We start from the raw sequence: 25,274 nt of genomic DNA, 5'->3' as shown, positions 1-25,274 counted from the left end.
GCTGGGTCAAGGTCACGCGCCGGATTCTTCCTACGATCAACGCTCCTCTCACAAACCGATCAGGAGACAGACATGATGCGCCGAACCTCGCTCGTCCTCCGCCACGCGGCCCACACCGCATTTGCCTTGCTCGCGCTGAGCGCGGCGACCGCTCAGGCCCAGAGCCCTGCAACCCCGATTCGCATTGGCCACACTGCTGCGCTCAGCGGACCGGCCGCGGCGTATGGCCAGCTGGCGCGTACCAACGCCGCCTTCTTCAGGATGGTCAATGAGCAAGGCGGCGTCAACGGACGCACGATCGAACTGGTCGTGGCGGACGATGAATATGTGCCTAACAAGTCCTTCGAAGCCGTGCGCAAGATGGTCGAACAGGACAAGGTGCTGCTGATGTATGGCAGCTTCGGCACACCCACCAACTCCGCGCAGGCGCCCTACCTGAACCGGCAGAAGGTGCCGCATCTTTTTCTCGGCACAGGTGCCGACAAGTGGGGCGACCACAAGTCACTGCCGTGGAGCATGGGCTTTCAGCCTAGCTTCCGCCACGAGGCACAAATTTACGCCAAGCGTATCCTGCAAAACACACCCCAGGCCAAGATCGGCGTGCTTCACCAGAACGACGACTTCGGACGGGACTATCTCAAGGGCGTACAGGACGTTCTGGGCAAGGAAAAGGCCGGACAGCTCGTCAAAGTGGTTTCCTACGAAACCAGCGACGCGACGGTGGACTCGCAAGTGGTCAGCCTGCAAGCCGCAGGGGCTGAGGTGATCGTGCTGGCCGCCATTCCCAAGTTCGCGGGACAGGCGATTCGCAAAGCCTATGACATGAACTGGAACACCACCATGTATGTGGCCTTGGGCGCAGCGAACTTCCCGGCCACCACGGATTCAGCGAAGAACCGCACTGCAGTGACGCTGATCAGCGGTAGCTTTGCCAAGGAGCCGCGAGACGCGACCTGGGATCAGGACTCGGGCATGAAAGCGTACCGTGCGTTCATGGCCAAGTACCTGCCCAACGAGAACGTCAATGACGGCCTTCCTGTCCTGGCCTTCAACACCGGTACGCTGCTCGTGCAGGTTCTCAAGCAGGCGGGCAGCGACTTGAGCCGCGAAAACATCATGCACCAGGCGGAAAACCTCAAGGACGTGGAGTTGCCGACACTGTTGCCCGGCATCCGGGTAAGCACCGCCAAGGACGATCACTACCCGGTCAAGCAGTTGCAACTCATGCGATGGGACGGTGCTGGCTGGAAGCCGTTCGGTGAAATGCTGAGCACCGTGCGCGAAGGCAAGTCCGGCTCATGACGCAAGTCGCTTCGAGTGCGTCGACCACACCTGCCGTTAGCGCGTTGCTGCAAGTGCGTGGCGTCAGCATGCGCTTTGGGGGCATACAGGCCCTGCAGGAAGTCTCTTTCGAAGTGCAAGCGCGCAGCATCTGCGGGATTGTTGGTCCCAATGGTGCTGGCAAGACCACTTTGTTTAACTGCCTTGGCAGTCTATACAGGCCCACGGCGGGTGAGATCGTATTTGCGGGGGTGCCTATTGCGAAACGCCCAGCGCACCGCATCGCAGCACTGGGGTTGGCCCGGACCTTCCAGCACACCGCATTGTTTCCGGCGCTGGATGTGCGCGACAACGTGCGTGTGGGGATGCACAGCGTGACACGTTGCGGCTTCTTGACCGGCGCGCTGCGCCTGCGCCGTGGATGGGTCGAGGAGCGCCGCATCGCAGAGGCCACCGATGCGGTACTGGAAGCCATGTCGCTCACGGCCTTGGCTGGACGCTTGGTGGGCGAGTTGCCCTTCGGTACGCGAAAGCGGGTGGAGCTGGCGCGCGCGCTAGTGTCGCGCCCGCGCATGCTGCTGCTGGACGAGCCTGCCGCGGGCCTCAACCACGAGGAAGTTGATCAATTGCGCGACACCATCCTGCGCATTCGCGACGAGTGGCAGGCAGCGGTGCTGTTGGTGGAGCATCACATGAACCTGGTGATGCGCACATCCGACCAAGTGGTAGCGCTGAACTTCGGCGCCAAAATTGCCGACGGTACGCCTGCCGAGGTCAGCGCCAATGAGGCTGTGATCAGCGCTTACCTTGGAGGGGCGACACCATGAGCGCGTCATGGATGCTGGAAATCCAGAACTTGCACGTCGCCTACGGCGCAGTGAGGGTGCTGGAAAAAATATCACTGAATGTCGCTGCGGGTGAGATCGTCTGCGTGCTGGGTGCCAACGGCGCGGGCAAGACCAGCCTGCTGCGCGCCATATCGAACACTATGGTGCAGCGCAGTGGCCGCATTGCTGTGGCTGGTCAAGACGTGATGAACCGCAGCGCCTCACAGATCGTGCGGCTGGGCGTGGCCCACGTACCAGATGGACGCGGCACCTTCGCCCACCTGAGCGTCGAAGAGAACCTGAGGTTGGGTGCTTTCGCTCGCAAGGGTGGGTTTTCGCAGGACGCGCTGGAGCGCACGCTGGGTTACTTTCCACGCCTGCGAGAACGCTATAGACAACAGGCAGGCACGCTGTCAGGCGGCGAGCAGCAGATGCTGGCCATCGGCCGTGCACTGATGCTCGATCCGCACCTGCTGCTGCTCGATGAACCCTCTTTCGGGCTCGCTCCCCGCATCGTTGGCGACATCTTCGACATCCTGCGGCAGATCAATGCAGCGCACCAGACCAGCGTAGTGCTGGTGGAGCAGAACGCAGCGATGGCACTGAACCTTGCTGCGCGGGCCTATCTGCTGGAGACCGGGCGCATCGTTCTGAGCGGCAGCGCCGTCGAACTGCGTAGCGACCATGCGGTTCGCCGCGCCTACCTTGGAAGTTGATCTATGCACGCATTTCTGCATCAACTCGCCTCGGGCTTTGCTAGCGGCTGTATCTATGCCAGCCTGGCACTGGCCCTGGTGATGATTTACCAGTCCACCCATCACATCAATTTCGCCCAAGGCGAGATGGCGATGTTCTCCACTTACCTGGCGGCCACCGCCATCCAGGCCGGTGTGCCGTACTGGGTGACTTTCTTCGGCGTACTGGCGTTGTCGCTGGTCGGTGGTGCAGCCATCCACCGCGTTTTCATCCGCCCGGTAGAAAAGGCCCCGGTACTGTCCACTGTGGCGATCTCCATCAGCTTGCTGGTGATATTCAACAGCCTGGCCGGATGGATCTGGGGGTTCACCAGCCGCTCCTTCCCCTCGCCATTCGATGGATGGAAGGCCGGAGCGCCCTACCTCAGTGGGCATGAGCTGGGGCTGGTGCTGGTGACGCTGGCAGTGCTCAGCGTGGTGTTCGCGTTCTTCCGCTACACCGTTGTCGGCCTGGCCATGCGCGCCGCTGCGCAGAACCCCATGGCCAGCCAGTTGGTAGGCATCCCCGTGGGGGCGACGCAGGCCCTGGGCTGGGGGCTTGCGGCCGCACTGGGCAGTGTGGCCGGAATGATGGCCGCACCCTTGCTCTACCTCGATCCGCACCTGATGAGCGGGCTATTGCTGTACGCCTTTGCCGGCGCGCTGCTGGGTGGCATCACCAACCCCTGGGGCGCGGCCGTCGGCGGTATCTTGATCGGAATCGCCGAGAACCTCGCTGGCGCCTACCTCGTGGGCACCGAGCTAAAGCTGGTGTTCGCACTGGGCGTCATCCTCCTTGTTCTTCTGGTGCGACCGGCGGGTTTGTTTGGCCGCTCCACCGTCGTTCGGGTCTGAAACATGTTGTCCACTTTGCTGAATTCCTTTGCGGTTCGCCGTTCGCTGGTACTCGCTGCGCTTGTCCTCGCAGCACTGGTCCCGTTCGCCCTGAGCGGCTATCAAGCATTCCAGTTGTCGCATCTGTTGATCATCTTCCTGGCATTGCTGGGACTGAACCTGCTGACAGGCTACGCAGGCCAACTATCGCTCGGTCACGGCGCCTTCATGGCGCTGGGCGCTTACACCGCCGTGGTACTCCTAAACGCATTTGGCCTGCCTTGGTGGGCGGCCGTGCCTAGTGCCGGGCTGTTGTGCTTCGTGGTCGGATTGGCCTTCGGTTGGCCTGCGCTTCGGCTGCAGGGGCCGTATCTTGCGCTCGCCACCTTCGCGCTGGCGTTGGCAGTACCGCAGATCCTCAAACACGCAGCACTGAGCGCCTGGACTGGCGGCGTGCAGGGCGTCAACCTCGCGCCTATTGAGGCGCCGGGATGGTGGCGCTTTGGTCAAGACCATTGGTTCTACCTGGTTTGTCTGAGCATCGCCGTGCTGGGCTTCTGGCTTGTCGATGGCCTGCTGCGCGGTCGTGTGGGCCGCGCTATCGTGGCCATCCGTGAGCAGCCAATTGCCGCCGTGGCAATGGGGGTGAATCGTGCATGGATCACGTCAATCGTGTTCGGCATCAGCGCCGCCGTGACCGGGGTGGCCGGTGCACTGGGCGCCTTCGCTACCCAATTCGTGTCACCAGACAGCTTTCATGTATTTCTATCGATCAGCCTGCTGGTAGGGGCCATCGTCGGAGGATTGGGAATGCGAGCGGGACCGCTGTTCGGGGCTCTCTTTATTCAGTTCATACCCAAGCTGGCAGAGCAAGTATCCAAGGCGGCGCCCTGGGCGGTGTACGGCGTGATCCTGATGCTCATCATCTACGCCGCCCCTGGAGGTTTGTCCGAGCGAGTGCAGTACCTGTGGAGGAAAAAACAATGAGTCCAAACTTTGCAGCGCTGCTCGCACTACTACACGATGGCGTCCGCGAAGGGCGCATCGCGGGCGCGGTGGCGCTGGCAGAGCATGCGGGTCAGACGCTGCACCTGGAAAGCACGGGTTGGCTGGACGCTTCGCGCAGCCAGACCATGCCATTGGACGCGCGCTTCTGGATCGCATCAATGACAAAGCCCGTGACCACGGTGGCCGCACTCACCCTGGTAGAGCAAGGCCACTTGCAGCTCTCGGATGCTGTCACTGCCCATTTGCCAGAGCTACACAATCAGCGGCTGGTCGATGGCAGTGAGCCGCCGTCGCCAATGACTGTGCTGGATCTAATGCGCCATACCACCGGGCTCACCTACGGGTTCATGGGCGGTGACGCGGTACGCAGTGCCTACGTGCAGGCGAAGGCCATAGACTACAGCCAGTCGAATGCCGACATGGTGAGCAAGCTGGCGCGTCTACCGCTGCTGCACGAGCCGGGCACAGTGTTCGAATACAGCATGGCGACCGATGTACTGGGCCGGGTGGTGGAAGCCTGCACCGGACAGCCGCTCGGCGAGGTGATGCGCGAGCGCATCTTCGCCCCCCTGGGCATGGAGAGCACCGGGTTCGAGGTGCGCAGCGACGCTGCCCACCTCATTGCGCGCCCCTTGCCCCACGAATCCTTCGACCTGGCGCCCCCCCCGCAGGGCGCCCGCTGGCAGTCCGGCGGCGCCGGACTCTGGTCTACGGCACGCGACTATGCACACTTTGCCCGCATGCTGCTTGACGACGGCTGTTTCGAGGGTCGACAGGTACTGCAAGCCAGCACGGTGCGCCAGATGCGAAAGAACCATCTACCCGAAGCCGTGCACTATGGCGAGCACACCGAAAACCTGGGCAGCGTGGCGCCGTTGCCGAAGAATGGCCGCGGCTTTGGCCTGGGCCTGTCGGTGCGGCTGCGCGACGCGGCGGGGCAGCCACCGGGCCACGTGGGCGACTTCAGCTGGCCAGGCTTTTCCGGCACCAATTTTTGGTGCGATCCGGCCACGGGCCAAGTTGTCGTGGTGATGATGCAAGCGCCTTCACAGCGCCTGTATTACCGCGATGCGGCTCGCCACGCCGTGTATGCAGAAAAAAGCTAGGAGCAATTCGATGAACGCGTCAGACTCGACAATAGGTGTGATGGGCGGTGGCTTGATGGGCTGCGGCATCACCACAAAGTTCGCCTTGGCTGGCATGGACGTGCGGATTCATGACAACGCACCTGGCGCCCAGGAGCGCGTGAGCGGCAACTGTGCGGCGGTGCTAGCAGAACTGGTCGATGCCCAAGCCGTTACACCGGCACAAGCTAGTGCTGCGCAGGCGCGAATCCGCTTCACACCCACTGTAGAAGCGATGGCCGGGGCAAGGCTGGTGATCGAAGCCATCATCGAATCGCTTCCGGCAAAACGAGCTCTGTATGAGACGCTGGAGCGCTGCGTGTCCTCCTCCACGCGGATCGCCAGCAGCACCAGCGGCTTCATGCCGGATCTGCTGAGTGAGTACATGCAGTGGCCGCAGCGCTTTCTGGTAGCGCATTTCTGGAACCCACCGCACCTCATCCCTCTAGTTGAGGTGGTTCCCAGTGCCCATACCGATGCCGAAGTGTTGAACGACACTGTTGAGCTCCTACGCAACGCAGGCTGCGAGCCAGTGCAACTGGCCAAGGCCCTGCCTGGCTTCATAGGAAACCGCATTCAGTTCGCAATACTGCGCGAAGCGCTGCATCTGCTGCGCGAAGGCGTCGCTGACGCAGAAACGATCGACCGTGTAATGGTGCACTCACTAGGCCGACGCTATCGATGGTTCGGTCCACTCACCGGTGCCGACGGCGGTGGCTTGCAGACATTCCTGCAGATCTCCGAACATCTGATGCCCGAGCTGGCCAAAGGCGAAGGCGTGCTAGACGTGCTACGCGAACACGTCGCGCGCGGCGAGATGGGCCGTTCGACCGGGCGCGGACTTCACACATGGGACGCAAAGCGCGAAGCGCAATACCTTCAGGCTCGGCGCCAAATGATGCTCCCGTAACCGCATTGCGGTCAGCACTGTTCAAATCGCCCGATGACAGGATCCGGGCCATTTCGCCAGCATGTCGAAATCTATCCCGCATCGCCCCTCAATGCCGTCTTGAGAACCTTTCCATAACTGTTCTTTGGCAACCCCTCCACCCACCGGTATTCCTTGGGCCTTTTAAACCGCGCTATGTGCTCCAGGCACAGTGCATCCAGCACCGCATCGTCTACCGCACCGCCCTCCCCTGACACAAGGAAGGCCACCACCACCTCGCCCCATTCGGCATCGCGCTGGCCCACCACGGCCACCTCGCGCACCAGGGGGTGCATCAGCAGCACCTCTTCGACCTCACGCGGGTAAATGTTGCTGCCGCCGGAGATGATCACGTCCTTGGACCGGTCCTTGAGCGTGAGAAAGCCATCGGCATCCAGCGCGCCCATATCGCCGGTGTAGAGCCAGCCGTCGCGCAGGGTCTGCGCCGTGGCGGTGGGGTTGTTCCAGTAGCCGGGCATCACGGTGTCGCCGCGCACCACCACCTCGCCGGTCTCGCCGGTGGGCAGGGGCTGACCCGTGGCATCGACAACGCGCACCTCCACCAGCGACTGCGCCACGCCCACCGACACCATGCGCTCTGCCCAGCGCGGGTGGTTGTGGTCGGCCAGCTGGGCGCGCTGCAGGGCTGTGATGGTCATGGGGCTTTCGCCCTGGCCGTAGATTTGCACAAAGCGGTTGCCCATCACGGCCAGAGCGTTGCGCAGGTCGTCGGCGTACATGGGGCCGCCGCCGTAGACGATGGTCTTGAAGCCCGATACGTCAGCACCCGTGGCACGCACATGGTCCACCAGGCGGTGCACCATGGTGGGTGCTGCAAACAGCGTGAGCTGGCCCACGCTGGCCGCGAGCTGCACCAGTTCGGCAGGCTCAAAGCCGCCCGACAGCGGCACCACATGCCGTTCGCCGCGCAGCACCTGGGCGTAGTTGTAGAGCCCCGCGCCGTGCGACATGGGCGCAGCGTAGACCATGGCGTCACCGGGCTGCACGTCGTCCACATCGGTGAAGTAGCAGGCCGTCATGGCCAGCAAGTTGCGGTGGGTCTGCATCACACCCTTGGGGCGGCCAGTGGTGCCCGAGGTGTAGAACAGCGAGGCCACGTCATGCGGCACGCGGTCGCACACGTCCATGGGCGTGTGGGCGACTGCGGCGCGGTATGCCTCGGAGCCAAAGACCAGCACCGCGTCATGCGGCGCCCCGGCCTCGCGCACGGCGGGTGCCAGCGTTTCAGAGGTCAGCACCACACGCGCGCCGGAGTCAGACAGCACGTAGGCGAGTTCTTTGGCATGCAGCTTGTAGTTGACCGGCACCGACACAGCCCCCGCCCACAGGATGGCGTGCAGGGCCTCCAGGTATTCGGGCGCATTGGCGGCATAGATGGCCACGCGGTCGCCGGGGGCCACGCCACAGCGCGTGCGCAGATGGGCGGCCAGCGCGGCGGTGCGCGCGGCCAGCGTGCCGTAGGTCCACAGCACCTGGTCGCCATGCAGCAGCGCGGGCCGGTGGGCGTGCAGCAAGGCGCTGCGGCGCAGCAGATGGGCGATGTTCATCGGGCGCGCTCCAGAATGCTCACGTAGTTGGCCACGGCCGAGCCGCCCATGTTGAACACGCCCGCCAGCGTGGCGCCCGGCACCTGCAGATCGCCCGCCTCGCCCATGAGCTGCATGGCCGACACCACATGCATTGACACGCCAGTGGCGCCAATCGGATGGCCCTTGGCCTTGAGCCCGCCCGACGCGTTGACGGGCAGGCGGCCGCTGCGCAGCACGGTGCCGTCTTCCAGCAGGCGGTGGCCCTGCCCCACGGGCGCCAGGCCCATGGCTTCGTACGTGAGCAGCTCGGCAATGGTGAAGCAGTCGTGCACCTCGGCCAGCGAGAGGTCGTGCACCGCGCAGCCCGCCTGCTGCAGCGCCTGTTGCCAGGCACGCCGTGGCCCCTCGAAGTCCACCACGCGGCGGCGCGCCATGGGTAGATAGTCGTTGACCTGTGCGCGGGCCTTGAACCGCACGGCGCGTGGAAAGTCACCGGCAGCATCGTCGGCCGCCAGGATGAGCGCGGCCGCACCGTCTGACACCAGCGAGCAGTCGGTCTTGCGCAGGGGCGCGGCAATCATCGGGTTGCGCTCGGACACGGTGTTGCAGAACTCGAAGCCCAGGTCCTTGCGCATGTGCGCCCAGGGGTTGAGCGCACCGTTGGCGTGGTTTTTGGCCGCGATGCGCGCCAGGGTGGCGGAGTGGTCACCATGCGCCGCAAAGTAGTCCTGCGCGATGGCGGCAAAAATGCCCGGAAAGCCGCCCGGCGGGTGGCCCGCCTCGCCCGAGTAACCACAGTCACCCAGGATGCGCGTGGTCTCGGTACCCGTGACGGCGGTCATCTTTTCTGCGCCGATGACGAGGGCTACCTTGGCGCGCCCGGCTTCGATCGCGTCACACGCCGCATAGAGGGCGGCCGAGCCCGACGCGCAGGCGTTCTCCAACCTTGTGGCGGGCTTCCACCGCAGGGCGTCGTCGCACTGCAGGGCCAGCGACGAGGCAAACACGTCGGGCGTAAAGCCTCCGTTGAGGTTGCCCAGCCACACGCCATCCACCACCGTGCCGTCGATGCCCGCGTGCTGCATGGCCTCGCGACCCGCGCGCGTGATGAGGTCTTCGAGCCCCAGGCCTTCCAGCCGACCAAACGGCAAATGCGCCCAACCCACGATAGCTACACCCATATCCATCCTCCATTGACTTGCGCCACAACGGTGCAATGCCCAGCACTGTAGGCAAGCAGCGCGCGCCCGCACAGTCGCCCAACTACCCAAGGGAAAACCCGGATCCGGTGAGCGACACGCCGCAGCCCATCCGTTCAATCCCCCACACGCTGTGGCGTTGAAACCGCATTGCCTAGACTGCACCTGAAGCCACCGCAGAACCCGCCGCACGCGGTGCGCAACCCCTCCCCTTTTTTGCCTGCACGACCACCATGACCCAAGACCAGCAAAAATCCATCCTCACCATCGCCCTTCTGGCCGCGTTTGCCGACGGCAACAAGGACGATGCCTAACGCGAAGAGATCCGCCGCATTGCCCAGTCGCTCTCGGGTGATGGGGGCATGGCCGACCTGCCGCGCATCTACCAGGATGTGCTGCTGCAGCGCACCAGCGTGCAGGCCGCCGTGCAAGGCCTGAGCGAGCCCATGCACCGCCAGCTGGCCTATGAGATGGCTGTGTGCGTGTGTGATGTGGACGGCCGTCAGACGGCGGCAGAGCGCGAGTTCCTGGCCCGCCTCAAAGCGGCCCTGCAGCTGGACGACCCGCAGACGGCAGCGTTTGACCAGCAAGCCGACGCGCTGGTAGATGTGGCCGATAAGGCCGTGCCGATGGCAGCGCCCGTGGCCGCAGCTGCCGCTGCCAGCGCATCGGATGCAGAGCTGGACAAATCCATCCTGAACTATGCGCTGCTCAACGGCGCGCTGGAGCTGCTGCCGCAGTCGTGGGCGTCGATGGCCATCATCCCGCTGCAGGTGAAGATGGTGTACGGCATTGGCAAGGCCCACGGGGTGGAGCTGGACCAGGGCCACATCAAGGAGTTCATCGCCGCTGCAGGCGTGGGCATGACGTCGCAGTACCTAGAGCAGTTTGGCCGCAAGCTGCTGGGCGGCCTGCTGGGCAAGGTGGCGGGCCGCACCATCGGCGGGCTGGGCGGCGCTGCCACGGGCATGGCGTTTTCGTTTGCCACCACCTACGCGCTGGGGCAGGTGGCCAAGCGCTACTACGCCGGTGGCCGGGTCATGAGCACGGCCATGCTGCGCGAGACCTTTCAGGGCCTGCTCACGCCCGCCAAGCAGTTGCAAACGCAGTACCTGCCGCAAATCCAGCAAAAGGCGGCCACGCTGGACGCGGGCCAGATCATGGCCTTGGTGCGGGGAAAATGATGAACGCTATTTAATTGATAGCTGCCAGCGCATATTTGACTGGCGCTTGCGGCCGATTTGACTTAAAAACCGTCCCACAGGCACGCGGCGGCCTGCACGGACGCCCCGCAGCGCACCGCCACGCTGCGCACACCCGTTGCCGCCGCGCAGCGCCTTGCGACACAGCAGGTGGCACACCGGCCGGTGCATGACAGAATCCGAGCATGCTCGACCACACGGATCCTGTCGCCTCCATCATCCCGGCCATGTCGCTCGACTCGCCGTCCGACAACGCCATGGCGGCCATGTCGCGCCTGGCCCTGGGGCCCGTGAATACGGACTACTACCTGAAGGTGTTCGAGCGTTTTGACGACACCGGCCGCACGACCACCACCTGGAACTGGGCCGCCTGCCTGTGTACCCTGAACTGGATGCTGTTTCGCCAGCTGTGGGGCGCCGCGCTGGTCTATGTGGCGGCGGCCGAGGGGCTGGCCCTGATCGTGTTCGGCGTGGGCCGCTCGTTTTTGCACTGGCCCGTGGGCATCGAACTGGGGGTGCTGGGCGCCTTTGCGGTGCTGGCCTTTGCCGTGCCGGGGCTGTATGGCAACGCCATCCTGTACGCCGACATCCGCAAACGCATTGCGCGCGCACTGGCAGCGTCGCGCACCGTGCCCGAGGCCTGTGCGCTGCTCGAAAAGCAGGCCAGCTCGCGCAAGCGGCTGCAGGTGCTGGTGCTGGCGAATGTGGTGCTGGGCCTGGCCGCACTGATCGCCTACCTGGCGCTGTCCCCGTCGGATGTGAAGCCCCTGGCGCTGGAACCCGCCGTCACGGTGGCACAAGCCACGGCAGCCGCCCAGGCGGCGTCTGCCACCAAGCCCGTGGGGACCTTGCCAACGCCTGAGGCCGAAGGGGCGGCCACACCAGCGCCTGCGCCTGTGGCCAAGGTGGCTGCAGAACCACCGCCAGCACCCACCCCCACACAGCCTCCCACGGCTCCTGCCGCTGCAGCCGCCCCTGTGCCTGTGGCATCAGCACCTTTGGCTGTCACGCCCCCCCCTGCTGCCGCTGTGGTCCAAAAATCGGCCGAGCCCTCAGCCCCGACACCATCCGCATCGACCACAGCATCCACCCCGGTCGCCAAAGCGCCTCCCCAAAAGCCTACCGCTCCAGCGGCATCGACTCGCACACCGACGCCCGCCGCCAGCACCGCCGCCCCCGCACGCCGCGATGCCGCCAGCCGCGCAACAACCCCCACCAAGCCCAAGACTTCAGCCAAAGCGGCGTCTGCTGCTGACACGGCAGTGCCCACCGTTGGCACGGCCCCTGGCTACTACATCAACGTGGGCCTGTTTGCCGAAGAGGCCAACGCGCGCAAGACCCAGGCGCGCCTACTCAACGAAGGCCTGCCCGCGTTTCGCCAGGAGCTGAACAACGCCAAGGGCCGCCGTATCCGCGTGCGGGTGGGCCCCTACGCCACCCGCGCCCAGGCCGATGCGGCTGCCGAGGCGATCCACACCATGGCGCTGGACGCCGTGGTGTTCAAGCAATAGCCGCCCTACACGCCGCCGACGGTCTGCCCCCAGCAGCGCTGGGTATGCAGAGTGGTACCGCGAGCAGGTAACGCAGTGCGGGCTGGTCGGCCTGACGCAGTAGCCCCATTTATCCAGCCGTCTCCCCACAACACGACAGCCACTGCAACACGGCGTCGATGACCCACTGCGGGTCGTCCAGCGGCAGGTCATGCCCTGCCCACGGGTGCAACTGAAGCGGCAGGCCCCAGGCCCGCGCAATGGCCTGCGAGCATTGGCTGGACACCAGCTGGTCTTGCTGGCTACCCAGCAGCAACACACTGTCCACAGGCACCATGGCAGGCGCACGGTAACGCGCAGCGGCCACCAGCTGGCGCAGCGCGTTGCGGGCCGACACCGGCCGTTGCCTGCGCACAGCAGCCCACTGCGCCACCACGGTGCTGGGGGTAGATGGGCTGCGGCTGGTGATCTGCCACACCAACTGCTCTGCCGCCTCGGCAGATCGCCACAACCACGCCAGCCGCAGCAACGGCACGACGTTGAGCACACGCAGGCGGTGCCAGAACGGGCTGAACGGCCGCAGGCTGGTATTGATGAGCACGCAGCCCGCCACCTCGTGGGGCGCCACACGCGCCCATTCGGTAGCCACCATCGCGCCGAGCGACATGGCCAGCAGGTGGTAGGGGGGCGCCACGGCACGCCGCGCCAGCTCCACGCGGCAGGCCTGCACCATGTCCTGCACCAACAAGGGTGATGTCAACTGGTGAAACTCGCCATTGCCCGGCAGGTCCAGCGCCAGCACCCGGTCGCCAGGCATCGCCTGCGCAAAGCCCTCGGCAAACGCTCCCCAGTGCGCGGCCTCGCGCGTCAGCCCGCGCAGCAAGATCCATTGGCGTGGTGAGCGCGCTGACATCTCAGTACCACGCCGCCAGTGCATCGGCCCGGCGCTGGGCACGCTGCTCAGGCGCGGGCACCCAACGCGCGTGGCTGCAGGCAGCGCGCGACAGAAAGTCGAGCAGAGACAGGTGCCGCCGCAGCACCCGCTGCTGGCGGTGGTTGATGAGCGGGTTGAAGATGCCGTTGCGCGAGAACAGCTGGCGCGGGTTCTTCTTGATCCACAGCCACGAGCCCATCTCCAGAGTCAGCGGCAAAAAGGTATGTGCAGGCACATCGCGGCAGGCCTGCAGGTACAGGTGGTCCCACAGGTCGCCATGGGCCAGGTACTGCGCGCTCTGCGGCTCGATGATGTACTGGTGGTTGCTGTGCGCCTGCAGAAAGATGTCTTGCAGAGCATGCAGCTCGGCCAAGTGAGGGATGGGCCGGCGGGTGTGGGCAAACGGGAACCACAGCCGGTCCTTCACCCCGAAGCCCGAGTGGCAGTCCAGCGCAATGCTGAATGGCCGGGCCAGCAGCTGCTGGGCCACCACGTCGCACAGCGCCTGGCTCTCGGCCTCCATGGGCTCGCCCAGCCGCCCCCGGTACCAAGGCAGCCCCGCGCTCACGCGCTGCCCACCAATGCCCCAGGGCACTGGGTCCACCGCATCGACGGGTGCGTTGCGCATCAGGTCCACCCCACGCGGGTTGGCGCGCGTAGCAGACCACATGCCCCCGGGGTTGACGATGGGCATGAAGACCAGGCGCACCCGCTCTAGCTGCTGGTGCAAGGTGGTATCCCACTGCAGTCGCATGACCACGTTTTGCAGGTAGGCAATGACCACCTCGGCACCAATGCGCTCCAGCCCATGCACGCCGCCAAAGAACCCGACGGCGGGCACGTCCAGCGCGGGGTTGCCCAGACCGATGGCATAGATGGGAAAGTGCTGGCCCGATGCCACAGACACCTGCTGGACGACCTGCACCTGCAGATGGGGCGCCCCCAGCTCCAGGATCTTTTCCAGCGCCGCAAGCTCGGGCAGCATGTTCAATGGGAGGGAGGTCGGTAGGTGGAGCACGCCAGAGCGCATGCCAAGCGACGAGGATAGCGCTCGCCGCCCTGCGCGAACAGCGGCGCAGCCCGCCTGTGGGGTTTGTGCGAACCGACGCGAAACCGTCACACAAGGGCGCTACCTTGCCTGCAGTCACCACCCTTTGGAAGAGGCGCAACATGCTCTGGAAACTGTTCGGACTGCAGCGACTGCTCGATGAGCTGTTCGATGAACGCGGGTGGCTGAGCCTGGACCTGCCCCGCACCACCGGCTGGGACCACGACGATGTACCCGCCATCGCGCAAGACTGAGGCCCACCGCTGGGCCATGGGCTGGGCGATGCTGGCCTGTGCACTGGCCTGGGGTCTGGTGGAGTTTCTGGCCCTGCAGCGTGCACGCTGGCAGCTGTGGCGCGAGCGGCTGCACACACCGGCCCACCACTAGGGTCGCCATGACCGACCGGCCGCAGGACCCACACGAGGAGGTTGCCAACAGTGCGCTGCATGGCGCCGCGCTGATTGGCGCCTGCCTCGCCGTGCCGCAATTGCTGGGGTCAGCCGCCTCCACGCATGCCGCAGCCACATGGGGTGTGCTGGTGTTCGCTGGCACCATGGCACTGCTGTATGGCGCATCCACTCTGTACCACGCGCTGCCGCCGGGGCGGGCCAAGCAATGGGCGCTGCGGCTGGACCATGCGGCGATCCACCTGTTCATTGCGGGCAGCTTCACCCCGTTTGCGTTGAGTGCGCCCGGCCACACGCACCACATCACCGCCCTGGCGCTGGTGTGGCTGGCGGCTTTGGCGGGTTGCTGGCTCCAGATGCGCACGCGCCGCGCCGCGCCCTGGCTGTCCACGGCCTTGTATGTGGCGATGGGCTGGGTGGCGCTGCTGGCGGCCTTGCCCCTGATGGCCCATGTGCCCGCAGTGAGTGCGGCCTGGTTGGTCATCGGTGGGGCCGCGTACACGGCCGGGGTGGTGTTTTTTGTGATGGACACCGTGGTGCGCTATGCCCACGCCGTGTGGCATGGCTGCGTCATCGCGGGCACGGGCTGCCACGTGATCGCTGTGCTGGGCCTGCAGGCGGCAGCCTAGCCACGCAGACAACAACGGGGCGTCAAGCACGCTCCTGCAACGGCCTCGCGGGCCCTGCGCAAGCAGGTGGCACCGCCCCCCATGCGACGGCTGCAAACACCTGCAGCACGCAGGCCCTATCGCGCCTGGCGTTATCGCACCTAAAATCACGCAGGTCCTCGCCCGCAGAGGCAGGGCCCATCGTCATTCCAATCAACGAAAAAACATCATGGCAACTGCAAAGAAAACCCCCGCTCCCGCAAAGAAGGTGGCCGTCAAGGCCGCAGCACCCGCTGTAAAGAAGGCAGCACCAGCCGCCAAGAAGGCCGCCCCTGCAGCCAAAAAGGCTGCGCCTGCCGCCAAGAAAGCTGCTGCCGCCGCCAAGCCCGTGGCCGCTGCTGCCGCCCTGAAGCCCATCAAGGCTGCTTTCAACAAGACCACGCTGATCGCCCACCTGGCCGAACAGTCGGGCGTGGAGCCCAAGGCCACCAAGGCCGTGCTGGCCGCGCTGGAAGCCGCCATCCTGGGCTCGGTGCACAAGAAGGGCTCTGGCGAATTCACGCTGCCTGGCGTGCTCAAGATCGGCCTGCAGCAAGTGCCCGCCAAGAAGAAGCGTTTTGGCAAGGACCCGTTCACGGGTGAAGAGCGCTGGTTCCCCGCCAAGCCAGCATCGGTCAAGATCAAGACCCGCGCCCTGAAGAAGCTCAAGGACGCAACCGCCTGATGCACCCAGCGCCGCAAGGCGCCTGCGTCAGAACCACAGGGGCCGCAAGGCCCCTGTTTTATTTGTGGGGCACGCGGAGGAGCACAACGACAACCCCAGCATGCCCTGCGCACTCAGACCATGAGGACGCCTGGAGCTATAGGGCTGGCATACAGCGCCTGCACCGCCGCCGCGCGGCGTGAGAGCACCGCCCCCTGGTTGATGTAGCCCTTGTCGGTGATCTCTCCGGCATCTGCATCGGGTGCCGTGTCCATCACCATGGCCCGTGTGGGGCATTGCGAAGACCCAGCGCCCGCGTCGCGGCGCGCACGCATCGCAGCCTGCAGCGCCTGCTCCAGTCGCACCGCATCGGCCGTACCGGCCGCAGACGGAAACACCAGCATGCCCACCTCGTCGCGGTCATGCCCGGTGAGCACGATGTCCTGCACCAGTGGCGCCAGTTGCGACACCAGCTCCACCCGCAACGTGCCCACCGACACCCAGCTGCCGCTGGACAGCTTGAAATCCTCCGCCACACGCCCGTTGAAGACCACGCCTTTGTCTGGCTGCTCCGCGTCCACCAGATAGCCCGCATCGCCGATGCGGTAGAACCCCTCATGATCAAACGCGGCGGCCGTCTCGCGCGGGGCATTGCGGTAGCCAGCGAACACCGACACGCCACGGACCCGCATCTCCAGCTTGCTGCCGTTGGGCACCAGCTTCAGCTCCAGCCCCGGCAAGGGTGCGCCAATGCAGCCCGCACCTTCGAGGTGCCAGTGCGCGGTGGTGACGGCAGGCGCTGTCTCTGTGGACCCCCACGATGTCGTGAGCCACAGCGGCTGCGCGGGGCGCACGCGCCGCGCAACGGCCTGCAAGCGCTGCCAGGTCGATGGCGCCAGCGCCGCCGCTGCGTAGAAGGCCAGCCGCATGCGCGCAAGTACATCGGCGGCCAGGCGGTCGTCGGCCTCCAGATACGGCAGCAGCATGTCAAAGCCCCGAGGCACGTTGAACAGCATGGTGGGCTGCACCTCGCGGAGGTTGCGCACCGTTTTTTCAATGAGCCCCGGCACGGGCCGCCCCTCATCAATGTAAAGCGTGCCGCCATGGCACAGCACCATGTTGAGGTTGTGGTTGCCGCCAAAGGTATGGCTCCAGGGCAGCCAATCCACCAGCACCGGTTTTTCGTGCTCCAGAAAGCGCCACGCCTGAGCCATCATCTGCTGGTTGGCGCAGAGCATGCGGTGGGTGTTGATGACCACCTTGGGCCGACCGGTGGAGCCGGAGGTGAGCAGGTATTTGGCATGATCGTCGGGCAGCAGTGCCTGCATGGCCTGCTGCACCTGGGGCGTTTCTCGCCCGGCGAGCAGATGCTCCCAGGGCAGCGCACCCGGACACGTGGAGGCGTTGCGGCTGAACACTCGCTCGGCATCGCTGTCCCACCCTTGCAGGGCGGCTGCATAGATGTTGGCATCGGACGCATAGACCAGGCTGGGCTCCAGCACCGCCAGCATGCTGTGCAAGCGGCTGTGGTCCTGAGAGCGCGCATACGCGCTCGATAGCGAGCAGGGGGTGATGCCCACATGCATGGCCGCGAGCATGAGCACCGCGTGGTCCACAGCGTTGTCGGACAGGATGGCAATGGGCCGCCCGGCTGGCAACCGCAGGTCCAGCAGCGACTGGGCCACGGCGCCCACCTGACGGCGCAGCTGCGCATAGGTCAGGCTGCGCCAGCCCTCAACGCTGTCGCCACGCTCGGCCAGCGCCAGCGCGTCAGGCGTCTCGCGCGCCCAGCGCTCCAGCCACTCTCCCACGCAGCGCGCATAGGGTTGCAGCACCATCGGAGAGCGCAGTGTGAAAGAACCATCGTCAAACTGGGTGCGCACAGCACGTGCAGGGGCGATCTGGCGCTCGTCATCAAGAAAGGCTGGGTACATGGTGGGTTCTCGGGAGCGATAGAGGGTCAAAACAGGGGGAGCTATGCCTCAGGCCTGCGTATCGGGATCGGGGTCGCTCAGCAGGCCAGACGCCTGCTTGGCGCGCAGCAGCTCAATGAGCAAGGCATCCCGCGCCCGGGCCAGCTCACCGGCCTGCCGTGCGCCCAACGCCTGTGCGACGCCCTCTGTCACCTGGTGCTGCAAGGCCTCGGTCATGGACGGGGTGCCCAGGTCCTGCCACCAGCCTTCGATGGGCCCGCCCAGGTGGGCCAGCACGTGGGCAATGCCACCTTCGCCGCCCGACAGGTGCAGGTTCATGAACGGCCCCATCAGCGCCCACCGCAAGCCGGGGCCCTGGGAGATGGCTGTGTCGATGTCTTCCACCGTGGCCACGCCCTGGTCCACCAGATGAAAGGCCTCGCGCCACAACGCGGCCTGCAGGCGGTTGGCGATGTGCCCCTTGATCTCGCGCCGCACCTGGATGGGGCGCTTGCCAATGCGGGTATAGAACGCCATGGCATCGGCCACCGCTTCAGGTGCGGTGTGCTCGCCGCCGCCCACCTCGACCAGCGGGATCATGTGCGGCGGGTTGAACGGATGGCCCAGCACCACGCGCTCAGGATGCGCGCAATCCCTCTGCATGTCCGTCACCGCCAGGCCCGAGGAGCTGGAAGCCAACAAAACATGCGCAGGGGCCGCAGCATCCATGCGGCGGAACAGGTCCACCTTGAAGTCGAGCCGCTCGGGACCGTTCTCCTGCACAAAGTCGGCCTGCGCCAGGGCATCCTCCAGCTGCGCATGAAAATGCAGGCGCTCCTGGCTGGCTCCCTGGGCCAGTCCCTGCTGCGACAACGCCACCCAGTGCGTGGCGACCGCGTCGCGCAGGCGCTGCTCGGCCCCAGGCGACGGGTCGGTGGCATCCACATCCAGTCCCTGCGCCAGAAAATATGCGGCCCAGCTGGCGCCAATGGTTCCGGTGGCCACCACGGCCACGCGCTTCACGGTGTGTGCCATGCGCGACCTTTCAAGACTCTGCCGTGAAGCCGACCTTCTTCACCAACGGCCCCCAGCGCTCGTATTCGGCCTGTTGCGAGGCCAACATCTCCGCTGGCGTAGAGCCCTTGGCGATGAGCCCCACCACGGCTAGGCTGTCGATGACAGCCTTGTCCTTGATCGCGGTGTTGATGGCCGCATTGGCGGCAGCAACCACGGCCGTTGGAGTGCGGGCAGGCGCATAAAAGCCAAACCACTCCTCGGTCGTGAGTTCTGGAAAGCCCTGCTCTGCAAACGTGGGCACCTCGGGGGAGAACGGAGACCGCGCCTGGCCCGAGGTGGCGATCAGCCGCAGCTTGCCCGCTTTGTGGTTGGGAATGAAGTCTCCACTGGGCGTGACCATCGACGCGATCTGCCCGCCCACCACATCGGTCACACCAGGAATGGACCCACGGTACGGCACATGCTTGAGGTCCACGCCGTGGTTCAAACCGAGCAGAGCGCCAATGAAGTGCGGCGTGGAACCCGCTGCGGGCGAACCGTAGTTGGCCTGCCCGGGATTGGCCTTGGCCCAGGCCAGGAAGTCCTTCACCGTCTTGACGGAGGCAGGCACCAGCGGCCCCACGGCCAGCCCATGGTGCATCACGGCCCCGATAGACACCGGCACAAAGTCCTTGACCGGGTCGTAGCTCAGCCTGCTGTAAATGTGCGGATAGATGGAGGTGCACGAAAACGGCGACAGCGTGAGCACGCTGCCATCGGCGGGCGCACCCTTGAGCGACTCCAGCGCAATGCGGCCGCCCGCGCCGGGCTTGTTTTCAACGACCGCAGAGTTGCGGGTGAAAGGCGAGGCGGCCAGCTTCTCGCCCACCCTGCGCGCCACACTGTCACCCGCGCTGCCCGCAGGAAAACCATAGAAGATCTTGACCTGGTCGACGGCCTGCGCCCAGGCGGCCAGCGGCGACAAGGCCCCCAGCGCAGAGGCGCAACCGACGTGGTGCATGAACTGGCGGCGCGTGTGCATCATCATGTGTCTCCTGTGGATAGAGCAGCCATTATTTTTTGGAGCCCTCACACACTCAGTCATCGCGATGACATTTGGACTCAGGGAATACGCGCACGCGCCTGTACAGCAGCATGGGGCGCAGGAGACACTCTCACCATGTTGGTCAAACTGGCTCCCCCCACCCTTACCGATCTTCTGCTGCGCTCGGCCTGGTTCCCGGCACTGGACAGCACCGCCCAGCAGCGGGTGATGGACGATGTGCGCGAGGTCGAAGTGCCGCAGGGCGGCGCCCTGTGCCGGCGCGGCCATACCCCGGCGCACTGGTACGGCGCCATCGAGGGGCTGCTGAAGTGGACCGTGACCTCTGGGGATGGCCGCGCGGTCACGCTGGGCGGGCTTTCGGCGGGGAGCTGGTTTGGCGAGGGCACCTTGCTGCGTGGCACACCCCGCACGGCCGATGTCATCGCACTGCGGCCCAGCCGCGTCGCGCTGATGCCGGTGGAGACTTTTGAATGGCTGCACGCCACGCAGCGCAGCTTTGACCACTTTCTGCTGCACCAGATCAACGAGCGCATGCACTGGTTTCTGGGCAACTTCACGGCCCACCATCTGCTGGACACCGACAGCCAGGTAGCGCGTGCGCTGGCAGGCCTGTTCCACCCTTGGTTGCATCCGGGCAGTGACACGCACCTGCAGGTGTCGCAAGAGGAAATTGCCAACCTCTCGGGTGTGTCGCGCCAGCGTTGCAACGCGGCGTTGAAGCGGCTGCAGGCCGCAGGCCTGCTGGAGATCGAGTACGGCGGCATCACCGTCACCGACCTGGAAGGCCTGCGGCACCAGGTGGAATAGCGCCCGCGACATCTCCACCGGGGCGCGGGCGAACCACCGACCCACGCCTGCAGCTGCCGCTATCTCTGCGTGCTGTGTGCTTTCATGAAAGCCACCGTGGCGGCAATCACCGCGCCAGACTGGTCACGGTGCGGCGAGTGCGCGCAGTCCGGTAGCTCCAGCAACCGGGTGCCCGGCACCCGTTGGGCGATGCCACGAATCTGCGCCAAGGTGCCGTATTCGTCATCACAGCCCTGAATGGCCAGCACGGGGGCGCGGATCTGGGCGATTTCCGGTTCAATGTTCCAGGCACGAAACGCCGGGGCCAACCAGATGCGGTTCCAGCCCCAGAAGGCCGAATCCACATCGTCGTGGTAACGCGCCAGCTTGTGGCGCAGATCGGTCTGTTCGTAGGCGTCCCGCGCGCGCTCTATGTTTTGCACCGTCACGTCTTCCACCAAGATATGTGGCGCCATCAGCACCAGTCCGCGCACACGCTGCGGCCAGCGTGCGGCGAGCAAGAGGGCGATCGATGCCCCATCGCTGTGGCCGAAGAGCCAGGGCGCCTCCTTCACCCCCAGAGCGTCGAGGAATGCGGGCACGACCTCATGCGCCTGCTGGTGCATGAAGTCCACGCCCCACACCTCGTCCGCAGCCCGGGGGGTAGACCGGCCATAGGCAGGACGAGAGAACACCAGCCCCCGAAGCCCGCCCGCATCGCACAACTGGTGCGGGAAGTCCTTCCACATCGCCACCGAGCCCAGGCCCTCGTGCAGAAACACCGCCAAGGGAGCATCGCTGCGCTCGGGGCCTATCCACTGGTATTCGATCTGTACCGTGCGGTCGCGCCAGACGACAGGCACACGCTCTGTGTAACCGGTTGGGCTTGGCGCAGTGGTGCTTGCGCTCACGCCCGTTGCTCCCGCTCGCGCAGCCGAAAGCGCTGGATCTTTCCGGTGGCCGTCTTGGGCAGCTCCGACAGAAACTCGATCATGCGCGGGTATTTGTAGGGCGCCAGGCGTTCCTTCACAAACACCTTGAGTTCATCCGGCGTGACCGCCTGCCCGTCCTTGAGCACCACAAACGCCTTGGTCTTGGTCAGGCCATCGGCGTCCTGCGTGCCGATCACGGCCGCCTCCAACACGGCGGTGTGCTGCATCAGCGTAGCCTCCACCTCAAACGGCGAGACATAGATGCCACTGACCTTGAGCATGTCGTCGCTACGCCCTGCGTAGGTGTAGTAGCCATCGGCATCGCGCACGTACTTGTCGCCACTTTTGGTCCACGCGCCCTGGAAGGTCTCGCGGGTTTTGGTGCGGTCGTTCCAGTACATCAGCGCGGCACTGGGGCCCTGGATGTAGAGGTCGCCAATCTCGCCCTGCGGCACCTCACGGCCGTCTTCGCCGCGCAGCGATATCTCGTACCCTGGCACCGGTTTTCCCGTGGTGCCGTAGCGCACCTCCCCAGGCCGGTTGGACAGGAAGATGTGCAGCATCTCTGTGGAGCCAATGCCATCGATGATGTCGCAACCAAAATGGTCCTTGAAGCGCTGCGCGATCTCGGCCGGCAGCGCCTCGCCGGCAGACGAGCACATGCGCAGCGCCACCGCACTTCGGGAAGGCAGGTGGGGCGAAGCCAGCATGCCGGCAAAACCGGTGGGAGCCCCAAAAAAAACCGAGGGCTGGTGGCGTGTCCAGCGCTCAAATGTGGCTGCGGGCGTGGGTCGCTCGGCCATCAGCACCACCGTGGCACCCACCGACAAAGGGAAGGTCAGGCTGTTGCCCAGGCCATACGCAAAGTAGAGCTTGGCGGCAGAAAAACACACATCCTTGTCAGTCAGGCCCAGCACCGCCTTGCCATACAGTTCGGCCGTCCACCGCAGGCTGCCCTGCGTGTGCACCGTGCCCTTGGGCTTGCCCGTGGAACCCGAGGAATAAAGCCAGAACCCTGGCTCGTCCGGGCCAGTGCGGGCGGGCGCAGTTAGCGCGGGGGTGCTGGCAATGGCGGCCTGCATGTCCACAGCCCCCGCACCCAGCGGGCCTTGCGGCAGCGACACCACGCAAGCACGCACCTCATGGTGGGGTGCCAGGGCCAGCGCCTCGTTCAGCACCGGCAGCAATGTGCCGGAGACCAGCGCCGCCCGCGCGCGGCAGTGCGTCAGCATGTAGGCATAGTCGTCGGGCTTGAGCAGCGTGTTGACTGCCACCGGCACCACACCGGCGTACAGGCAGCCTAGAAACGCCACGGGCCAGTCGCTGGTGTCCAGCATCAGCAGCAGCACACGCTCCTCGCGCCGCACACCGGCGTTGGCCAGCACGGCCGCCATGCGCCGTGCGCGGTCTTCCAGCGCGCTGTAGCTCAGGGTCCCCTGGTCGTCGATGTAGGCGATGCGGTCACCCCGCGCGCGGTTGAGCGCAAACAGGTGTTCCGCAAAATTGAACGGCTCTGAAAGGCGGGTCATGGGGAGTCTCCGTGTGGATGGCGTTGTTGTTGGGCCCTGGGGTTCAGCAGCCCAGCGCCGCGAGCACTTCAGGGCTGGCCTGTACCGCACTGCGCTGGTGGTAGAAGTCCAGCGCACGCAGGCCGCCCAGCTCAGCGCCACCACCCGCCCGGCCGGGTCCGCCATGCAGCGACATGGGCATGACATTGCCGTGGCCCGTGTGCGCCGAGGCCACCGCAGGCGTGACCACGTGCACGCGGCCGTTGCTGGCAGCCAGCGCTACGGCGGCCTTGGCCAGGGCCTTGTCGTCAGCGCCATAGAGCGAGGTCACCAGCGAGCCCTGGCCACGCTGTGCCAGGGCCAGAGCATGGGGCAGATCGTTGTAGGGCAGCAGGGTGGCGACCGGGCCAAACACCTCCACGTCATGGACGATGGAGGCCCGATCAGCATCGCGCGCGCCCAGCAGCACCGGGCCGATGCATGCGGCCACCGCAGGGTCGGCATCGACCAGCGGCCGGGTTCGGCCGTCGTACAAGACCTCGGTGTGGGCACTCAGTGTGGCAATGCCTGCCTGCACCGCATCGAACTGCGCGCGGCTCACCAGCGAGCCCATGCGCGCCTCTGCGTTGCGGGGGTTGCCCACTACCACTCCGGCCAGCTGGGCGCTGACAGCCTCGGCCACCGCAGCGTACAACGCAGCGGGGACCAGGATGCGGCGGATCGCGGTGCACTTTTGCCCGGACTTGACCGTCATCTCGCGGACGACTTCGCGCACCAGCAAGTCAAAGGCCGCGCTGTCGGGCGCTGCATCGGGCATGAGCAGCGCGGCATTGAGGCTGTCAGCCTCGATGTTGGCGCGCACCGAGCGCTGCGCCACCGCCGGGTGCGCGCGGATGATGCCCGCCGTCTCGGCAGAGCCGGTGAACGACACCACATCAAAGGGTTGCAGTGCGTCCATCAGCCCCGCCGAGCTGCCCGCTATGACCGACAGGGCACCTGGAGGCAACACCCCGGCGTTCACCACGTCCTGCACCATGCGCTGGGTCAGCCACGCCGTGGATGTGCCGGGCTTGACGATGACCGGCATGCCCGACAGCAAGGCGGGTGCGGCTTTCTCCCACAACCCCCAAGCGGGGAAGTTGAATGCGTTGATGCACAGCGCCACCCCAGGCCGGGGCACCTGCAGGTGCTGTGACTGAAAGACCGGTTCCTTGCCCAGCCTGGCCGCATCCCCGTCGCGCAGCACACGCACATCACCCAGCGCATCACCCCATTTGGCGTATTGGCCGAGCGTGAAGATACCGCCGTCAATGTCCACCGCAGAGTCCGTCTTAACGGTGCCCGAGTTGGCTGTGGCGATGTCGTAGTAACTGTCCCGGTGCGCCTGCAGCACCTTGGCCACCGCCCCCAACAGGGCAGCCCGTTCACGATAGGTGGCAGCGCGCAGTGCGCCACCGCCCTGCTCACGGGCAAACGCAAAGGCCGCGGGTAGATTCAGCCCCGTGGCGTCCACCCGCACCAGGGCTGTACCCAGCACAGGGTCGCGCAGCTCGGCGCCAGACCCTGTTCCGTGTTGCCAGCGCCCGGCGACATGGTTGGCGAGCAGTTCAGTCATGCAGTCAATCTTTCAGAACAAAGGGGAAATGGGAGCAGCAACGCTGGCGCTACCGGGTGAAATGGATCTGACCTTCCGGCAACAGGTACAGCACCAGGGCCCTGCCCTGTGCCACGGTGGGGTGATGGGCACTGCCGGGCGGGTAGACGCACCAGCCAGCAGGGTGGCCGTCAAACAACGCATCCCCCTCCAGCGGCATGATCAAATCGATCTCACCCTGTGGATGGGTGTGGTGAGGCCCGGCGATGTCCTGCATGTCCACCACATCCACCGAAAACCGGTGCAAGGCGTCCTCAGGCCTGAACACGCGGCCATAACGAATACCGCCGCCCTCGCGTTCGCACAACCAGCCCTCACGCGCACCCTGAATACACGCCTCCCGCAGGCGTTGGTAGGTCGCACTGGCGGGGCCATGCGCGGTGTTGAGCCAGTTCGCCAGGGCAGCATCCAGGGGTCTGCCATCAAGTTGGGCGGTCAGATCGACCAAGGCTTGGTGAAATGCAGTTTTGTCGGACATGGGCAATGGGTGCAGCTAGAGTCGGGGCCCAATCTGCACCGTTTTTGATCCACCGCCTTGCGCG

24 protein-coding genes and 1 pseudogene are annotated in these 25,274 nt (G+C 65.6%); 14 read left to right on the top strand and 11 right to left on the bottom strand.

Annotation, left to right across the window (positions count from 1 at the left end; all coding sequences use genetic code 11):
- Positions 1-72 precede the first annotated feature (72 nt).
- From OIN59_RS11150 to OIN59_RS11120, 7 genes are read left to right on the top strand one after another with little or no spacing between them, the layout of a single operon-like run.
- On the top strand, positions 73-1,302 hold the full coding sequence (locus tag OIN59_RS11150; protein ID WP_274110246.1) for an ABC transporter substrate-binding protein: 1,230 nt from the start codon (positions 73-75) through the stop codon (positions 1,300-1,302).
- On the top strand, positions 1,299-2,108 hold the full coding sequence (locus OIN59_RS11145) for an ABC transporter ATP-binding protein (protein ID WP_274110244.1): 810 nt from the start codon (positions 1,299-1,301) through the stop codon (positions 2,106-2,108). The genes OIN59_RS11150 and OIN59_RS11145 overlap by 4 nt, the downstream gene beginning before the upstream one ends.
- The gene (locus OIN59_RS11140; RefSeq protein WP_274110242.1) at positions 2,105-2,824 is read left to right on the top strand and encodes an ABC transporter ATP-binding protein; all 720 of its coding nucleotides are present in this window, start codon (positions 2,105-2,107) and stop codon (positions 2,822-2,824) included. The genes OIN59_RS11145 and OIN59_RS11140 overlap by 4 nt, the downstream gene beginning before the upstream one ends.
- 3 nt (positions 2,825-2,827) lie before the next feature.
- Positions 2,828-3,697 (top strand): branched-chain amino acid ABC transporter permease, encoded by an 870-nt coding sequence (locus tag OIN59_RS11135; protein WP_274110240.1) that lies wholly within the window; start codon positions 2,828-2,830, stop codon positions 3,695-3,697.
- Positions 3,698-3,700: 3 nt separating this feature from the next.
- Positions 3,701-4,663, top strand: a complete 963-nt coding sequence (locus OIN59_RS11130; RefSeq protein WP_274110238.1) for a branched-chain amino acid ABC transporter permease — start codon at positions 3,701-3,703, stop codon at positions 4,661-4,663.
- Positions 4,660-5,790, top strand: coding sequence for a serine hydrolase domain-containing protein (locus OIN59_RS11125; RefSeq protein WP_274110236.1), 1,131 nt, complete (start codon positions 4,660-4,662; stop codon positions 5,788-5,790). Before OIN59_RS11130 ends, OIN59_RS11125 begins: the two co-directional genes overlap by 4 nt.
- A 10-nt stretch (positions 5,791-5,800) precedes the next feature.
- Entirely contained in the window at positions 5,801-6,718 is a 918-nt protein-coding gene (locus OIN59_RS11120) for a 3-hydroxyacyl-CoA dehydrogenase family protein (RefSeq protein WP_274110234.1), read from the top strand.
- Positions 6,719-6,789: 71 nt separating this feature from the next.
- Here the strand turns inward: OIN59_RS11120 and OIN59_RS11115 are convergent, their stop codons facing one another.
- Together OIN59_RS11115 and OIN59_RS11110 are read right to left on the bottom strand one after the other, a co-directional pair.
- Positions 6,790-8,304, bottom strand: coding sequence for an AMP-binding protein (locus OIN59_RS11115; RefSeq protein ID WP_274110232.1), 1,515 nt, complete (start codon positions 8,302-8,304; stop codon positions 6,790-6,792).
- Positions 8,301-9,467 (bottom strand): acetyl-CoA acetyltransferase, encoded by a 1,167-nt coding sequence (locus OIN59_RS11110; protein WP_274110230.1) that lies wholly within the window; start codon positions 9,465-9,467, stop codon positions 8,301-8,303. The genes OIN59_RS11115 and OIN59_RS11110 overlap by 4 nt, the downstream gene beginning before the upstream one ends.
- Positions 9,468-9,718: 251 nt before the next feature.
- On the opposite strand from OIN59_RS11110, the pseudogene OIN59_RS11105 reads away from it, so the two are divergent.
- Positions 9,719-10,669: pseudogene (locus tag OIN59_RS11105) on the top strand (YcjF family protein).
- A gap of 203 nt (positions 10,670-10,872) precedes the next feature.
- Positions 10,873-12,198, top strand: coding sequence for an SPOR domain-containing protein (locus OIN59_RS11100; protein ID WP_274110228.1), 1,326 nt, complete (start codon positions 10,873-10,875; stop codon positions 12,196-12,198).
- A 109-nt stretch (positions 12,199-12,307) separates the two neighbouring features.
- Here the strand turns inward: OIN59_RS11100 and OIN59_RS11095 are convergent, their stop codons facing one another.
- Entirely contained in the window at positions 12,308-13,090 is a 783-nt protein-coding gene (locus OIN59_RS11095) for an alpha/beta fold hydrolase (RefSeq protein ID WP_274110226.1), read from the bottom strand.
- Between the two features lies 1 nt (position 13,091).
- Positions 13,092-14,096: a M14 family zinc carboxypeptidase gene (locus tag OIN59_RS11090; RefSeq protein ID WP_274110224.1), complete on the bottom strand. Its 1,005-nt coding sequence runs from the start codon at positions 14,094-14,096 to the stop codon at positions 13,092-13,094.
- A gap of 185 nt (positions 14,097-14,281) precedes the next feature.
- Between OIN59_RS11090 and OIN59_RS11085 the strand changes: the two genes are divergently transcribed.
- From OIN59_RS11085 to OIN59_RS11070, 4 genes are all read left to right on the top strand, one after another.
- Positions 14,282-14,413 carry a hypothetical protein gene (locus tag OIN59_RS11085; protein ID WP_255342784.1) on the top strand — a complete coding sequence of 44 codons (132 nt, stop codon included), beginning with the start codon at positions 14,282-14,284 and terminating at the stop codon, positions 14,411-14,413.
- A complete protein-coding gene (locus tag OIN59_RS11080) occupies positions 14,388-14,546 on the top strand; it encodes a hypothetical protein (protein WP_274110219.1) in 159 nt (52 codons plus the stop codon). The genes OIN59_RS11085 and OIN59_RS11080 overlap by 26 nt, the downstream gene beginning before the upstream one ends.
- Positions 14,547-14,553: 7 nt before the next feature.
- On the top strand, positions 14,554-15,195 hold the full coding sequence (gene trhA, locus OIN59_RS11075; protein ID WP_274110217.1) for a PAQR family membrane homeostasis protein TrhA: 642 nt from the start codon (positions 14,554-14,556) through the stop codon (positions 15,193-15,195).
- 208 nt (positions 15,196-15,403) lie between these two features.
- Entirely contained in the window at positions 15,404-15,898 is a 495-nt protein-coding gene (locus tag OIN59_RS11070) for an HU family DNA-binding protein (RefSeq protein WP_274110215.1), read from the top strand.
- 113 nt (positions 15,899-16,011) lie between these two features.
- Here OIN59_RS11070 and OIN59_RS11065 read toward each other — a convergent pair whose 3' ends face one another.
- Genes OIN59_RS11065 through OIN59_RS11055 form a run of 3 tightly spaced genes read right to left on the bottom strand, consistent with a single transcriptional unit; the run spans position 16,012 to position 19,828 of the window.
- Positions 16,012-17,811 carry a feruloyl-CoA synthase gene (locus OIN59_RS11065; RefSeq protein ID WP_274110212.1) on the bottom strand — a complete coding sequence of 600 codons (1,800 nt, stop codon included), beginning with the start codon at positions 17,809-17,811 and terminating at the stop codon, positions 16,012-16,014.
- Positions 17,812-17,859: 48 nt separating this feature from the next.
- Entirely contained in the window at positions 17,860-18,825 is a 966-nt protein-coding gene (locus OIN59_RS11060; RefSeq protein ID WP_274110210.1) for a 3-hydroxyacyl-CoA dehydrogenase NAD-binding domain-containing protein, read from the bottom strand.
- Positions 18,826-18,835: 10 nt separating this feature from the next.
- The gene (locus OIN59_RS11055; protein WP_274110575.1) at positions 18,836-19,828 is read right to left on the bottom strand and encodes a Bug family tripartite tricarboxylate transporter substrate binding protein; all 993 of its coding nucleotides are present in this window, start codon (positions 19,826-19,828) and stop codon (positions 18,836-18,838) included.
- A gap of 138 nt (positions 19,829-19,966) precedes the next feature.
- Between OIN59_RS11055 and OIN59_RS11050 the strand changes: the two genes are divergently transcribed.
- Positions 19,967-20,659 carry a Crp/Fnr family transcriptional regulator gene (locus OIN59_RS11050; RefSeq protein WP_274110208.1) on the top strand — a complete coding sequence of 231 codons (693 nt, stop codon included), beginning with the start codon at positions 19,967-19,969 and terminating at the stop codon, positions 20,657-20,659.
- Positions 20,660-20,718: 59 nt separating this feature from the next.
- Here the strand turns inward: OIN59_RS11050 and OIN59_RS11045 are convergent, their stop codons facing one another.
- Genes OIN59_RS11045 through OIN59_RS11030 form a run of 4 tightly spaced genes read right to left on the bottom strand, consistent with a single transcriptional unit; the run spans position 20,719 to position 25,210 of the window.
- Positions 20,719-21,501 (bottom strand): alpha/beta fold hydrolase, encoded by a 783-nt coding sequence (locus tag OIN59_RS11045; protein WP_407655089.1) that lies wholly within the window; start codon positions 21,499-21,501, stop codon positions 20,719-20,721.
- Positions 21,502-21,545: 44 nt separating this feature from the next.
- Positions 21,546-23,099 carry a benzoate-CoA ligase family protein gene (locus OIN59_RS11040; protein WP_274110203.1) on the bottom strand — a complete coding sequence of 518 codons (1,554 nt, stop codon included), beginning with the start codon at positions 23,097-23,099 and terminating at the stop codon, positions 21,546-21,548.
- A gap of 43 nt (positions 23,100-23,142) precedes the next feature.
- Positions 23,143-24,693: a 3,4-dehydroadipyl-CoA semialdehyde dehydrogenase gene (locus tag OIN59_RS11035; protein WP_274110201.1), complete on the bottom strand. Its 1,551-nt coding sequence runs from the start codon at positions 24,691-24,693 to the stop codon at positions 23,143-23,145.
- Positions 24,694-24,742: 49 nt separating this feature from the next.
- On the bottom strand, positions 24,743-25,210 hold the full coding sequence (locus OIN59_RS11030) for a 4-hydroxylaminobenzoate lyase (RefSeq protein WP_274110199.1): 468 nt from the start codon (positions 25,208-25,210) through the stop codon (positions 24,743-24,745).
- Positions 25,211-25,274: the final 64 nt, after the last annotated feature.

This window comes from Acidovorax benzenivorans (assembly GCF_028680575.1).
GTDB classification, from domain to species: domain Bacteria; phylum Pseudomonadota; class Gammaproteobacteria; order Burkholderiales; family Burkholderiaceae_C; genus Acidovorax; species Acidovorax benzenivorans.
Note: the sequence above shows the minus strand (reverse complement) of the source record. Positions and strands in the feature narration are given on the sequence as shown.

Coding starts and splice junctions, on each gene's coding strand:
- OIN59_RS11150 (WP_274110246.1), top strand. CDS start 73: ATGATGCGCCGAACCTCGCTCGTCCTCCGCCACGCGGCCCACACCGCA.
- OIN59_RS11145 (WP_274110244.1), top strand. CDS start 1,299: ATGACGCAAGTCGCTTCGAGTGCGTCGACCACACCTGCCGTTAGCGCG.
- OIN59_RS11140 (WP_274110242.1), top strand. CDS start 2,105: ATGAGCGCGTCATGGATGCTGGAAATCCAGAACTTGCACGTCGCCTAC.
- OIN59_RS11135 (WP_274110240.1), top strand. CDS start 2,828: ATGCACGCATTTCTGCATCAACTCGCCTCGGGCTTTGCTAGCGGCTGT.
- OIN59_RS11130 (WP_274110238.1), top strand. CDS start 3,701: ATGTTGTCCACTTTGCTGAATTCCTTTGCGGTTCGCCGTTCGCTGGTA.
- OIN59_RS11125 (WP_274110236.1), top strand. CDS start 4,660: ATGAGTCCAAACTTTGCAGCGCTGCTCGCACTACTACACGATGGCGTC.
- OIN59_RS11120 (WP_274110234.1), top strand. CDS start 5,801: ATGAACGCGTCAGACTCGACAATAGGTGTGATGGGCGGTGGCTTGATG.
- OIN59_RS11115 (WP_274110232.1), bottom strand. CDS start 8,304: ATGAACATCGCCCATCTGCTGCGCCGCAGCGCCTTGCTGCACGCCCAC.
- OIN59_RS11110 (WP_274110230.1), bottom strand. CDS start 9,467: ATGGGTGTAGCTATCGTGGGTTGGGCGCATTTGCCGTTTGGTCGGCTG.
- OIN59_RS11100 (WP_274110228.1), top strand. CDS start 10,873: ATGCTCGACCACACGGATCCTGTCGCCTCCATCATCCCGGCCATGTCG.
- OIN59_RS11095 (WP_274110226.1), bottom strand. CDS start 13,090: ATGTCAGCGCGCTCACCACGCCAATGGATCTTGCTGCGCGGGCTGACG.
- OIN59_RS11090 (WP_274110224.1), bottom strand. CDS start 14,096: ATGCTGCCCGAGCTTGCGGCGCTGGAAAAGATCCTGGAGCTGGGGGCG.
- OIN59_RS11085 (WP_255342784.1), top strand. CDS start 14,282: ATGCTCTGGAAACTGTTCGGACTGCAGCGACTGCTCGATGAGCTGTTC.
- OIN59_RS11080 (WP_274110219.1), top strand. CDS start 14,388: ATGTACCCGCCATCGCGCAAGACTGAGGCCCACCGCTGGGCCATGGGC.
- trhA (WP_274110217.1), top strand. CDS start 14,554: ATGACCGACCGGCCGCAGGACCCACACGAGGAGGTTGCCAACAGTGCG.
- OIN59_RS11070 (WP_274110215.1), top strand. CDS start 15,404: ATGGCAACTGCAAAGAAAACCCCCGCTCCCGCAAAGAAGGTGGCCGTC.
- OIN59_RS11065 (WP_274110212.1), bottom strand. CDS start 17,811: ATGTACCCAGCCTTTCTTGATGACGAGCGCCAGATCGCCCCTGCACGT.
- OIN59_RS11060 (WP_274110210.1), bottom strand. CDS start 18,825: ATGGCACACACCGTGAAGCGCGTGGCCGTGGTGGCCACCGGAACCATT.
- OIN59_RS11055 (WP_274110575.1), bottom strand. CDS start 19,828: ATGCACACGCGCCGCCAGTTCATGCACCACGTCGGTTGCGCCTCTGCG.
- OIN59_RS11050 (WP_274110208.1), top strand. CDS start 19,967: ATGTTGGTCAAACTGGCTCCCCCCACCCTTACCGATCTTCTGCTGCGC.
- OIN59_RS11040 (WP_274110203.1), bottom strand. CDS start 23,099: ATGACCCGCCTTTCAGAGCCGTTCAATTTTGCGGAACACCTGTTTGCG.
- OIN59_RS11035 (WP_274110201.1), bottom strand. CDS start 24,693: ATGACTGAACTGCTCGCCAACCATGTCGCCGGGCGCTGGCAACACGGA.
- OIN59_RS11030 (WP_274110199.1), bottom strand. CDS start 25,210: ATGTCCGACAAAACTGCATTTCACCAAGCCTTGGTCGATCTGACCGCC.